General features: G+C 38.9%; 13 protein-coding genes and 1 rRNA gene. All 14 read right to left on the bottom strand.

What is annotated here, in order from left to right:
- Positions 1-87 (bottom strand): 16S ribosomal RNA (locus tag ACIQAA_RS30590); the annotation flags it as partial.
- Positions 88-429: 342 nt separating this feature from the next.
- A complete protein-coding gene (lysS, locus tag ACIQAA_RS30585) occupies positions 430-1,914 on the bottom strand; it encodes a lysine--tRNA ligase (protein ID WP_402627167.1) in 1,485 nt (494 codons plus the stop codon).
- 207 nt (positions 1,915-2,121) lie between these two features.
- On the bottom strand, positions 2,122-3,120 hold the full coding sequence (gene dusB / locus ACIQAA_RS30580) for a tRNA dihydrouridine synthase DusB (RefSeq protein WP_402627164.1): 999 nt from the start codon (positions 3,118-3,120) through the stop codon (positions 2,122-2,124).
- Positions 3,121-3,134: 14 nt separating this feature from the next.
- A complete protein-coding gene (locus ACIQAA_RS30575; protein WP_179603544.1) occupies positions 3,135-3,341 on the bottom strand; it encodes a helix-turn-helix domain-containing protein in 207 nt (68 codons plus the stop codon).
- On the bottom strand, positions 3,293-3,820 hold the full coding sequence (folK, locus tag ACIQAA_RS30570) for a 2-amino-4-hydroxy-6-hydroxymethyldihydropteridine diphosphokinase (protein ID WP_402627161.1): 528 nt from the start codon (positions 3,818-3,820) through the stop codon (positions 3,293-3,295). The genes ACIQAA_RS30575 and folK overlap by 49 nt, the downstream gene beginning before the upstream one ends.
- Before the next feature lie 2 nt (positions 3,821-3,822).
- Positions 3,823-4,182: a dihydroneopterin aldolase gene (folB, locus tag ACIQAA_RS30565; protein ID WP_402627158.1), complete on the bottom strand. Its 360-nt coding sequence runs from the start codon at positions 4,180-4,182 to the stop codon at positions 3,823-3,825.
- Positions 4,175-4,948, bottom strand: a complete 774-nt coding sequence (folP, locus tag ACIQAA_RS30560) for a dihydropteroate synthase (protein WP_402627188.1) — start codon at positions 4,946-4,948, stop codon at positions 4,175-4,177. Before folP ends, folB begins: the two co-directional genes overlap by 8 nt.
- Positions 4,949-5,129: 181 nt before the next feature.
- Positions 5,130-6,056, bottom strand: a complete 927-nt coding sequence (cysK, locus tag ACIQAA_RS30555) for a cysteine synthase A (RefSeq protein WP_402627155.1) — start codon at positions 6,054-6,056, stop codon at positions 5,130-5,132.
- 163 nt (positions 6,057-6,219) lie between these two features.
- Positions 6,220-7,116, bottom strand: coding sequence for a peptidyl-prolyl cis-trans isomerase (locus tag ACIQAA_RS30550; RefSeq protein ID WP_402627152.1), 897 nt, complete (start codon positions 7,114-7,116; stop codon positions 6,220-6,222).
- A gap of 25 nt (positions 7,117-7,141) precedes the next feature.
- A complete protein-coding gene (hslO, locus tag ACIQAA_RS30545; RefSeq protein WP_402627149.1) occupies positions 7,142-8,020 on the bottom strand; it encodes an Hsp33 family molecular chaperone HslO in 879 nt (292 codons plus the stop codon).
- Between the two features lie 14 nt (positions 8,021-8,034).
- Positions 8,035-8,820: a type III pantothenate kinase gene (locus tag ACIQAA_RS30540; protein ID WP_402627147.1), complete on the bottom strand. Its 786-nt coding sequence runs from the start codon at positions 8,818-8,820 to the stop codon at positions 8,035-8,037.
- A gap of 111 nt (positions 8,821-8,931) precedes the next feature.
- The gene (ftsH, locus tag ACIQAA_RS30535; protein ID WP_402627145.1) at positions 8,932-10,878 is read right to left on the bottom strand and encodes an ATP-dependent zinc metalloprotease FtsH; all 1,947 of its coding nucleotides are present in this window, start codon (positions 10,876-10,878) and stop codon (positions 8,932-8,934) included.
- A 133-nt stretch (positions 10,879-11,011) separates the two neighbouring features.
- Positions 11,012-11,557, bottom strand: coding sequence for a hypoxanthine phosphoribosyltransferase (hpt, locus tag ACIQAA_RS30530; protein WP_402627142.1), 546 nt, complete (start codon positions 11,555-11,557; stop codon positions 11,012-11,014).
- Positions 11,558-11,582: 25 nt separating this feature from the next.
- A complete protein-coding gene (tilS, locus tag ACIQAA_RS30525) occupies positions 11,583-12,971 on the bottom strand; it encodes a tRNA lysidine(34) synthetase TilS (protein WP_402627139.1) in 1,389 nt (462 codons plus the stop codon).
- Positions 12,972-12,989: the final 18 nt, after the last annotated feature.

Below are 12,989 nucleotides of genomic sequence, written 5' to 3'. Positions count from 1 at the left end.
GTGCAAGCACCTTAAGATTCGCTCGACTTGCATGTATTAGGCACGCCGCCAGCGTTCGTCCTGAGCCAGGATCAAACTCTCCAAGAAAGTTGATTTAGCTCATTTGTTACGTTGGCTTAGCTTTTATAAAAAGCTAAAAAATTGTTTTGTTGACGTTCTTGTTTGTTTAGTTTTCAAAGAGCAATTAACCATATCGCTCGAAAGCGACTTTATCATCTTACCAAGTTACTAACTCAATGTCAATAACTTTTTAAAAACTTTTTTAAAAACCTCGTTGTTTCGCAACAACAGATATTAATATATCACCATTACCGAATGAGTGCAATAGCTTTTCCAACATATTTATCAAATATACTAAAATAATAATTTTCAAATTACTCTTCCTGAATAAGAAAAAAAGCACCAGTAACCTGGTGCTTCTATTTCATATTAACGATGGCGCATTAATGGGAATAATAATACATCGCGAATTGATGGAGAGTTGGTTAGCAGCATGACAAGGCGATCAATACCGATTCCTAATCCACCTGTAGGAGGCATACCATATTCCAATGCCTCTACAAAATCTTCATCCATTTCATGAGCTTCATCATTACCCTGCTCACGCTCTTTTAATTGCGCTTCAAAGCGTTCTCTTTGGTCAATTGGATCATTTAACTCAGTAAATGCATTTGCATGTTCACGGGCAACAATAAATAATTCGAACCGATCAGTAAACCTTGGATCTTCTTCGTTTTTCTTAGCAAGTGGAGAAATCTCAACTGGGTGGCCATAAATAAACGTTGGCTGTATTAACTTCTCTTCAACCTTTTGCTCAAAGAATTCATTTACAATATGACCATAAAGCATATGTTCGGTAATTTCCACTCCATGCTCCTTCGCAATCGCACGGGCTTCATCTACACTCATTTGTTTCCAGAAGTCTACTCCTGTATATTCTTTTATCGCGTCTACCATATGGAGTCTTTTCCACTCTGGCTTTAAGTTGACTTCATATTCTCCGTATTGGACAGTAGTTGTACCTAATACTTCTTGTGCAATGTGTGCAATTAGATTTTCAGTCAGACTCATAATGTCTTGATAATCCGCATAAGCCTCGTATAACTCAATCATCGTAAACTCTGGATTGTGTCGTGTAGAGACACCTTCATTACGGAATACTCGACCAATCTCATATACCTTTTCAAGTCCGCCAACGATTAATCGCTTTAGGTGGAGTTCAATAGCGATACGCATATATAATTCCATATCAAGTGCATTATGGTGGGTAATAAATGGTCTTGCAGATGCACCGCCGGCAATCGAGTGCATCATCGGAGTTTCAACCTCTAAATAGCCATTGTCATCAAGATACCGGCGCATAGCTTGGATGATTTTACTGCGAGTAATAAACGTCTCTCTGCTCTCTTGGCTGACAATTAAATCTAAGTAACGCTGACGGTAACGCTGTTCTACATCTTTAAGACCATGGAATTTATCCGGTAACGGCCGGAGTGCCTTTGTTAAGAACGTATAGTTTTGAACCTTAACTGATAATTCTCCAACCTTTGTTTTAAATAAAGTTCCTGTTACACCGATGATATCTCCTAAATCAGAAGAATCAAATACTTCGTAAGCTTCCTCGCCAATTGCATCTACTCTAACATATACTTGAATTTGTCCAGTGAGATCTTGGATATTAGCAAACCCTGCTTTACCTTTTCCGCGCTTAGTCATCATCCGGCCCGCAAGAGTTACTTCAACATTCTTTGTCTCTAGGTCTTCCTTCTCTAACTCTCCATACTGTTCTACTAGCTCAATGATACTATGAGTACGTTCAAAGCGTTTCCCAAATGGATCTAGTCCATTTTCACGCATCGTATTCATTTTTTCACGTCTGACCTTCAGCTGGTCATTTAATTCTTCTTGACTCATGCTTAATCAACTCCAATTACTTCTTTTTATGTAAACTAACTTTTAATACTGTAAATAGTTCACTTTTTATGCATACTTTATTATTTTACACAATCTCGACAATTCAGACATCAAAAAAGATTAATATAAAAGAAAACTGCCAGTTATTTCACTGGCAGTGTACATTAAATAAAAATATTATAGAAAAGCTTATAGGTAAAGTCAAATTTATCCTACAATTACTTGGCTTTCTTTCTCTTCTGCTTCTGTCGCTAAACCATTTAACAATCCTGCTAATTCATCACGAGTATTACATTCGTTAATCGCATTTCTCACGCGTGCATTGCCTGGTACACCTTTTAAATACCAAGCAGCATGCTTACGCATTTCACGTACAGCAATATTTTCATTCTTAAGGGCAATTAAGCGATCAAGATGCAGGATACATACATCCATTTTTTCACGAACTGTTGGTTCATCCATCAATTTTCCTGTCCCCAGGTATTGTACAGTACGGTAAATCATCCATGGGTTTCCTAAGGCTGCTCTTCCGATCATTACACCATCGGCACCTGTTTCATCCAGCATTCTTTTAGCATCCTGCGGTGTTTGGACATCACCATTACCGATCAATGGGATATTTATAGATTGCTTTACTTCTCTAATAATGTCCCAGTTTGCTTTTCCTTCATACATTTGAACACGTGTACGTCCATGAAGTGCAACAGCTTGGCCGCCAGCTCTTTCTACTGCCTGAGCATTCTTTACAGCAAAAATATGCTCATCGTCCCAACCCATACGCATTTTAACCGTCACAGGTTTATCAACGGCATCTACAACCGCAGCTACCATTTCATAAATTTTATCTGGGTCTAACAGCCATTTCGCTCCTGCGTCACATTTTGTGATCTTCGGAACTGGACAACCCATGTTGATATCAATAATATCTGCATTTGTACTTTTATCAACAAATTGTGCTGCTTGCACCAGTGTTTCCTTTTCGCCGCCAAAGATTTGCAGGCTGAGTGGTTTTTCACGTTCGTCGATATAAAGCATATTCATCGTTTTTTCATTTTTAAAAACGATTCCTTTATCACTGACCATTTCCGCACAAACTAATCCAGCTCCGAACTCTTTAACCGTTAAACGGAAGGCAGAGTTACATACACCAGCCATTGGTGCTAAAACGACTTGATTTTTCATTGCAATGTCGCCGATTTTAAACATATAATCATACCTCCCTATTCATTTGGTGATAGTTCTTCTATGGTTATATTTAAGGTTTGCCCAATTTTCTTAAGCAGCTCACCTGTAGGCATACGGTTGCCTCTTTCGATCTCACCTATAATTGATACTGATACACCAAGCTCCTTCGAGAAGCTCTCCTGTGTGTAGCCCTTTAGTTTCCGATAGGCTCGAATACGTCTTCCCCATTTTTCCGCTTCCATATTCGGACTCCTTCTTTGTTAGCTAATTCTTTGATCCACGCTTCAAGTGGTTTTTCTATATTTGGAATGATTACATCAGGTTTAATCTCCAATAATGGAATCATGACAAAATTCCGCTCTAGCATCCGTGGATGCGGAATAATAAGTTTCTCTGATTTTATATTTTCTTGATTATAGAGAAGAATGTCAAGGTCAATCGTTCTCGGCCCCCACACAATTTCCCTTTTTCTCCCAAGTTCTAATTCAACTTTCAAACAAAAATCTAATAATTCAAGGGCACCCAAGTCCGTCTGAATCTCGATCACCATATTTAAAAATAAATCCTGATCCTCGTATCCGACAGGATCCGTTTCATAGACCGAGGAACTATTTACCAGTTGGATTTTCGAATGATTTCCAAGGTGTTCAATCGCTTTCGATAAATAATCGTACCTGTTTTCAATATTAGATCCAAGGGCAATAAATGCTGTATTTGCCATAATTATCTTCTCCTCGTAATTTCTACGGCTACGGACCGATAGTGGCCAGGGATTGGCGGATCTGGTTTGATTACCTTTATCGTTACTTCAGTAACAAGATTAAATTGCTTTAAAACAGTCTCTGCAATTTTTTCTGCAACAGCTTCAACAAGCTTATAAGGTTTTCCTTCCACAACTTCTTTACACACCTGATATAACTCGCCATAGTTTACCGAATGCTCTAGTTCATCCGTTTCTCCAGCTTTTCTTAAATCAACAAGCACCATTAAATCTACGACAAAACGCTGTCCAAGTCTCGTTTCCTCAGGGAAAACACCATGATAGCCGTAAAATTCCATTTGATTAACGAATATTTTATCCATGGCTGACACCTTTACCCATAAGAATATCCATCATTTTTGCCATTCTGCTCATTTCTTTCACATCATGTATACGAATGATTTGACAACCCTTTTGGATACCAAAACATACCGTTGCCCCTGTCCCTTCCATTCTTTCCTCTACCGGAAGATTTAAGGCTTGTCCAATCATTGATTTTTTCGATGTTCCTAAAAGGACTGGATAGCCGAGCGCAGTCAGCGTATCTAAGTTCTGCATCATTAAAATGTTCTCATTCAAGTCTTTAGCAAAACCAATGCCTGGGTCTAGAATAATCTGGTCGTCTCGAACACCTGCTTGCTTTACAATGTTAATACTTTCGTAAAGGTCATTTACCACATCTCTTATAAAAAGGGAGTAGTTTCGATCGTGTCGATTATGCATAAGGATGATCGGAACATTGTATTCTGCTGCAACAGCTGCCATTTTGTCATCTGCCTTAGCTCCCCAAATATCATTAATGATATGGGCACCAGCTTCAATTGCCCGTTGTGCAACCTTTGCTTTGTATGTATCAATGGAAATAGGAACACTTACATGCTTAGAAATAGCTTCTATAACTGGAACAACACGCTCAATTTCTTCATCTTCAGAAATGACTGTATATCCAGGACGAGTCGACTCACCGCCAATATCAATAATATCAGCTCCATTTTCAACCATTTCCCTTGCATGCTCAACAGCCTGTTCCAAATTGTTATATTTCCCCCCATCTGAGAAAGAATCAGGGGTTGCATTTAGAATCCCCATAATATAAGTTTTTTTCCTAAAATCCAAATGATATGGTCCGCATTTAATACTGTAATCCCCAGTTGTATGCACGCTTATAACCTCCACAAAATTTGTTTGCTTCTTACATCATACAAGAAGATTGTTTTTTAAAGCAAAAAAGAGGTTTTAGCTTACGCTAGAACCTCTTCTGAACTGCTTATTAGCCTTCATATTGGTAAAGAGGTGTACTTAAATAACGTTCTCCATTATCAGGAATAATCGCAAGTACCTTTTTACCTTTTCCAAGTTTCTTAGCAACTTCTAAAGCGGCATGGATAGCTGCTCCTGAAGAAATTCCACCTAGGATTCCTTCTTCTTTGGCTGCCCTGCGCGAAGCTGCAAAAGCTTCTTCCGCTTGAACTTGAATCACTTCATCGTATACATCTGTATTTAAAACTGCAGGAACAAATCCTGCTCCAATCCCTTGAATCTTGTGTGGTCCTGGCTTACCACCAGATAATACTGGTGAATCAGTAGGCTCAACTGCATAAATTTTTACATTTGGGAACTTCTCACGAATGACTTGACCAGCACCTGTAATAGTACCGCCTGTACCGATACCTGAAACAAATGCATCAAGTTGATCCATCTGCTCCACAATTTCCTTACCAGTCGTTCTACGGTGTACTTCAGGATTTGCCTCATTTTCGAACTGCTGCGGTACGAAATATCCATTTTCTTCAGCAAGTGCATTCGCTTTTGCAATTGCACCTTTCATTCCTTCAGGTCCTGGAGTAAGTACTAGTTCTGCTCCGTATGCACGAAGTAAGTTTCTTCTTTCCAAGCTCATCGTTTCAGGCATAACAAATATGGCCTTGTACCCTTTTGCTGCTGCAACCATAGCTAAACCGATACCTGTATTTCCACTTGTAGGCTCAATAATCGTATCGACACCAGGTTTAATTAAACCCTTCTCTTCCGCTGCTTCAATCATTGCCAAAGCAATACGGTCTTTTACACTACTGCCCGGGTTAAAATATTCGAGCTTTAAGTATACCTCTGCACTGTTCTCATCTACTAATCTGTTTAATTTAACAATAGGTGTTTGACCAACTAATTCTGCAACTGAATTTGCTACACGTACCATTAGAGCACCTCTTTCTAATTCCGAGTATTTTTATTGGTATTAAAATAAATTTATCAGCTTTCTACTAGTTTTGTCAACCATTTTGCAGTACAAATTTCCCAAATTTTCAATTACATTATTCTAAAATTTAAAATAAAAACACAGAAATAATTCTGTGCTTCTCTTAGTTTGCTGATGTTTTCCCATAAAACCATTCTACCTTCGCTTCTTCCCAGAAAGTTGTGGCGGACGCTGATGTTTTCATTTGTTCAAGTGCCATTTCTCTGCGAATTTGCTGTTTAACATCTTCATAGGTATACTTTTTACCCTTTATTTTTCCTTCAAGCTTAACAATGGCAAAACCCTGTTCAACTTGGATGGGATCACTCCAGGCACCTTCTTTTAACTTCTTTGCCGCTTGTAAATATTCAGAAGGATAGCGTTCTTCCCCTTCTAGAAGAAAACCTATATCTCCACCCTCATTTGCAGAAAATTCTTCAATGGAACGTTCCATCGCCAGTGCTGAGAAACTGGAACCTTGCTCGAGTTCCTTAATCGCCTTTTCTGCTTCATCATTTGATTTCACTATAATATGTGATACATGGTAGGCATCAGGAATGGTAAACAGTTCTTTATACTCCTCAAAATAGGCTTTCATCTCTTTTTCAGAGACTTTTACATCTCTTGTCAGAATTTCCTCCTGCAAAAGACTGTTTCGAATATGTTCCTTCCATTTCTTCTCGGTTGTCTTTTTATTTTCACTTGGCGAGCTGTATGTAGTTTGAAGAATTCTATATTCACGTTCCACATCTTTTTCGGAAACCTTAATGTTATATTTAGCCGTCATTTCTTTTATGACTTTTTGGTCGATCATATCCTTAAGTACATCTTTTCCGTATCTTGCCTCTAATTCATTCAGCCATTGCTGCCTTGTAATTTCACTTTTCCCCACTGACGCGACGACTTCTTCACTGAGAGCTGTCCCGCTTATCTCTTTCACTTTGGCTAGGAAAAAGATAAGCGTTACACAGTTCAACAGAATTAGCGCTGCAATTACAATCCATAGCTGCTTTCGCCTCAACTGCTCCTCCCCCCGCACTGCTTATTTATTTTGCCTGACTCTTTAATTCCTCTAGCTCTTCCCTTGTGAAAAGATACTTTTCATTACAAAAATGGCAATGTGCTTCAGCCTGTCCGTCTTCCGTAATCATATCGTCTATTTCGCCTCTGCCTAAACCAACAATCGCATCTGCAAAACGATTCTTTGAGCAGACACACTTAAATTGAACAGGCATTGTCTCTAAGACATTTACCTGATTCTTCCCGAAGAGTTCTTCCAAAATTTCTTCTGGCGTAAGACCTTTCTTTACTAATGTTGAAATAGGAGCAATTGTTTTTAAACGTTCCTCTACCTTTGTTATGGTTTCGTCCTTAATTCCAGGCATTAGTTGAAAAATAAATCCTCCTGCAGCGAGGATGGTATCGTCTGGATTTACCAGGACACCTACTCCAACTGAGGAAGGCACCTGTTCCGAAGTAGCAAAGTAATAAGTGAAGTCTTCACCTAATTCACCTGAGACGATTGGTACTAGACCCGAGAAGAAGTCACGAAGACCGGTATCTTTAACAACAGACAGAGTGCCCTCAGTGCCAACCGCACGGCGCACATCTAACTTCCCATGCTCATTTGCTTCAAAGTCAACTTGGGGATTAGATACATACCCTCGAACATCACCCTTGGCATTACTATCTACTAAGATGACGCCAATTGGGCCGCCCCCATCAATTTTAATCGTTAATTTGTCCTCACCCTTCAACATTGCCCCCATCATTACACCAGCTGTCAGGGAACGCCCTAAAGCGGCTGAAGCGGTGCGCCATGTTTGATGGCGTCGCTGCGCTTCTGATACTATTTCCGTCGAACGGACAGCATATGCTCTAATTTGACCATCATAGGCCAAAGCTTTTACTAAATAATCACTCATTATGTAACCCCTTTCTAGTTGCTACTTTTTATATTCTCCATATTTCTCTTATAGATTAGCTGTAATCCTTTTAAAGTTAAAAATGGATCGACGATATCAATAATTTTTGATTCTTGGGCTATTAAGGAGGATAACCCGCCCGTCGCAATGACAGTAGGTTTTTGATCACTCTGATCCATCATCCTATTTACAATCCCTTCGACCTGTCCTACATATCCGTAGACAATTCCAGCTTGCATTGCGGCAACGGTATTTTTACCAATTACGCCTTCTGGACGTGCTATCTCTATCCTTGGCAGTTTTGCAGCCTTTGAATATAGTGCCTCTGTCGAAATACCAATCCCTGGAGCAATAGCCCCGCCCATATATTGACGCTGTTCATTGATATAACAATAAGTGGTTGCCGTACCAAAATCCACAATAATCAAAGGACTGCCATATTCATGTATGGCTGCAACTGCATTAACGATTCGATCAGCGCCTACTTCTCTAGGGTTTTCATACTTGATATTTAGTCCCGTTTTAATCCCTGGTCCAACTACCAATGGAGTAAGTTGAAAGTATTTTTTACACATTCTTTCTAAGGCAAACATGATTGGCGGCACAACGGATGAAATGATTATGCCATCAATTTGCGAAAACGAGAGGCCTGAAGCATCAAAAAGGGATTTAATAATCATCCCGAACTCATCTTCTGTTCGGTTTCTGTTCGTTTCTACACGCCAGTGATATTTAAGCTCTTCCCCTTTATATACACCTAAAACAGTATTGGTATTCCCTACGTCGAATACAAAGATCAAAAGAATCACTCACTTTTCTGATTTAACTTGTGTCACACTGCAAACATCATATCATAATTACTTTTTATCGTGAAAAAAAAGAGTGCTATTTATAAGCACTCTCTTAGAAAATTACTTTTCATCTGTTTCAGAAGTCTTGCTGGCAGGATCTTCATCTTTTTTTGTATTAATCGTTACTTTCACGTCATCTGTTTTTTTAGTATCAACTTTAATACCTTCTAGCTCAGATGCAGACTCAGGCATACGCCCATTTGCAATTAAGTACTCAATTTGTTCTGCATTAAGCGTTTCTACTTCAAGAAGAGTCTTAGCAATCAGATCAAGTTTATCTCTGTTCTCAGTAAGAATCGTTTTAGCTCTTTCATAACATTCTTTCAGAATGCGTTGAATTTCAAGGTCTATTTCAAAGGCAATCGCATCAGAATAGTTTTGTTCATTATGAATGTCACGACCTAAGAATACCTGACCGCCTGATGCTTGACCGAACTGTCCAACTCCAAGCTTGTCACTCATACCAAATTCAGTAACCATTTTCCGAGCAATTCCAGTTGCGCGTTGGAAGTCATTGTGAGCTCCCGTACTTACCTCACCAAAGACAATCTCTTCTGCAACACGTCCACCCAATAAACCAACAATTTTATCAAGTAATTCTGGTTTTGTCATAAAGTAGCGGTCTTCCCTTGGAAGCATCACGGCATAACCACCTGCTTGACCACGAGGGACAATCGTAACCTTATGAACCATGTCGGCTTCATTTAAGATTAGTCCAATTACTGTATGCCCGCTTTCATGGAATGCAACAATATTGCGTTCTTTCTTTGAGATAACACGAGTCTTTTTAGCAGGACCGGCAATTACCCTGTCCGTTGCTTCATCAATATCTTCCATGTCGACCTTTTTCTTATTCTGACGTGCCGCCACTAAAGCTGCCTCATTTAATAAGTTTTCTAAGTCAGCACCTGAAAAACCAGGTGTTCTCATAGCGATATTTTTTAAGTTAACAGATTCATCTAACGGTTTGTTCTTTGCATGTACTTTTAGGACTGCTTCACGGCCATTTACATCTGGACGGTCAACAGTGATTTGACGGTCAAAACGTCCAGGACGTAATAATGCAGGGTCAAGAATATCCGGACGGTTTGTTGCGGCAATAATGATGATTCCTTCATTCGCGCCAAATCCATCCATTTCAACTAATAATTGGTTCAAGGTTTGCTCTCGTTCATCGTGACCGCCGCCTAAACCAGCACCACGTTGACGGCCTACTGCGTCAATTTCATCAATAAAAATGATACAAGGAGCATTTTTCTTTGCATTTTCAAACAAATCACGTACACGGGATGCACCGACCCCGACAAACATTTCAACGAAGTCAGATCCACTAATAGAGAAGAAAGGAACGCCAGCTTCACCTGCTACTGCACGTGCCAGTAAGGTTTTACCTGTTCCTGGAGGCCCTACAAGCAGGACTCCTTTTGGAATACGTGCACCAAGTTCAGCAAACTTTCTTGGATCTTTTAAGAATTCTACGACTTCAACTAATTCTTGTTTCTCTTCATCTGCACCTGCGACATCTTTAAATCGCGCTTTCTTCTTGTCATCATTATAAAGCTTCGCTTTACTCTTACCGAAGTTCATCACACGGCTGCCGCCGCCTTGAGCTTGGTTCAATAAGAAGAAGAATAGGATAAAGATGATTACAAATGGAATAATGGAGGTAAAGAAGGTTACCCAGCCGCTTGTTTCCTTAGCCGGCATAACTTCTACCTTCGAACCTGCTTCATCAATACGTTCTAAGATTTTTTCACTATTCGGAACGTATGTTAAAAAGTTCTTACCGTTTTTTACCCCTTTTTCAAACTGCCCCCGAACTTCAAAGACACCACGTTCAGGCTGCATAGAAAATGAATCCACTTCATTCTTTTCTAAATGGTCAACAAACTCATTGTAGGAAATGTTATCCGTAGGTTCGTTGCTGCCATTAAAGAAGCTTACCACGCCAATAATGACTAAAAATATCAATAAATAAAAGATGGTATTACGGAAAATCCGATTCATCTCTTACCTCCTCCCGCGATAAAAACTTTTTTAGATAGTATCATAGAAAATCATTCCAATTCTTAAATTACTGTTTCTAACTACGTAGACCTTTTTTGACAATGACACTTGCAATAGCCCTTTTAGTTTTCACTTAAAGATTATCGCTATATACTTCCGGTTTTAAAACACCAATATATGGAAGATTTCGGTATTTTTCGATATAATCCAATCCGTACCCAACCACAAATTCATCTGGGACAATAAAACCGACATAATCTGCTTTTATTGCACTCTTCCTTCCTGTTGGTTTGTCAAGTAAGGTAACAATTTTGATTGACTTTGCTTTTCGGTAACGGAATAAATCAACAAGATAGCTTAGGGTCAAGCCGCTGTCGATAATATCCTCAATGATCAAGATGTCTCTTCCTTCCACCGAAGTATCTAAATCCTTTAGGATTTTTACTTCTCCTGAAGATACCATGGCAGTACCATAGCTTGATACATCCATAAAATCCATCTCCAAATAGCAATCCATTCGTTTTAGTAAATCAGCCATAAATGGCATGGCACCCTTTAAAACACCAATTGCGAGAGGGAAGCGGTCTTGATACTCTTCTGTTAATTGAGCACCTAACTCCTTGATTTTTCCCTGAATTTCTTCTTCAGTAAATAAAACCTTTTCAATATCCTGTTTCATAATAATTGTGCCTCCTAGAAGATCATTACTTATGATATGTGAGTAGTATATACTGACTTGTTGAATGATTAATGCCTTCAAGTGCTGATTTTTTTATTCCAGGAAGCCAAAGAATACACCCATTTTTGTCAGTAATTACAGGCCAAGCATCACGATCCTGGAGAGGAATTTTGCTATCGATAAAAATATCTTTTAGCTTTTTTGTTCCTGACATTCCTTTCAGGTTCATGCGGTCCCCCATTTTTCTCGTTCGAATCTGAATGGGCAGTTTAATCTTGTCAGCAGGAAATAATGCATAATATCCTTTTGTTTCAATGTTTTCTTTATCATTAATGACATCCATTTTTACACTTGCACCAGTAGGTAATTCAATTACGCCGGGTTCTATCATTTCGAATAAATAGGAGCGGGATTCACTAACTTCAAATTGGAAAGACAGTAGTGAATACGATCGAATAACCTTTAGACCGTTGGGAAAATCAAGTGTTCCAGAAGGATGATGATGTCGAATTAAAGATAGAACATGATCAATATGTAAAGCAGAAAGTGACATTGGTATTACTTTGTAAAGATAGTTTAATATTAGTTGAATCCCTCTTCTTTGTAAAGAATTTGGCATTTCCAAAAAAGGAATTATGTCAATGGTAATTTTATTCTTTTCTCTCTTTTTCATTACTTTATTCATTCTTTGGACAGTTAATTCCTGAAGAAGTATTTCATCATTCTGCAGTTCTTCACTAAAACGTTGGAAATGTTCATGAACATGCTGATTTTCTGCTTTTAAAAAGGGAAGAATTTCGTTTCGAAAACGATTTCTGCTATAAATACTTTTTTTATTACTAGGGTCAATTCTAGGCACCAAATTTTGCTTCTGACAATATTCCGCAAGCTCTGCCTTCGTTAAAGATAAGAAGGGACGGAAAATGTATCCATTTCCGAAGGGTCTCATAAACGGAATACCGGCTCTCGCGGCACCGGAACTTCCTCTTGTCAGCCGCATTAATATCGTCTCAACCTGGTCATCTCCATGGTGACCAAGGGCAAGATAGTTATAACCATATTTTTTCATTACTTTTTCAAAAAACTCATATCTTGCGTGTCTAGATGCCACCTGTGAGTTTTTCTTTGTTTTCTTAATAATCTCGGGAACATTTATTCGTGCCATTTCAAAAGGAATTCCCCTTTGTTCGCAATAATTTTTCACGAATAAAGCATCTTCAAGTGACTCCTGACCACGAAACATATGGTCCACGTGTGCTGCAACAATGGAGAGATTTTTCCTTTCCTGCTGGGCCCACAAATAGTGAAGCAATGCGAGTGAATCTGGACCGCCCGAAACACCAACCACCATTTTTTTATTTTCCATTTCAAATGAGATGCGGTTAAGCAGTGCTGCTACCTTTGCTTCTAACATTCTGCATTCTTCCTTAAA

The organism is Neobacillus sp. NPDC093182 (assembly GCF_044754045.1).
The sequence above is the reverse complement of the archived record's forward strand: the minus strand, read 5'-3'. Positions and strand labels throughout refer to the sequence as shown.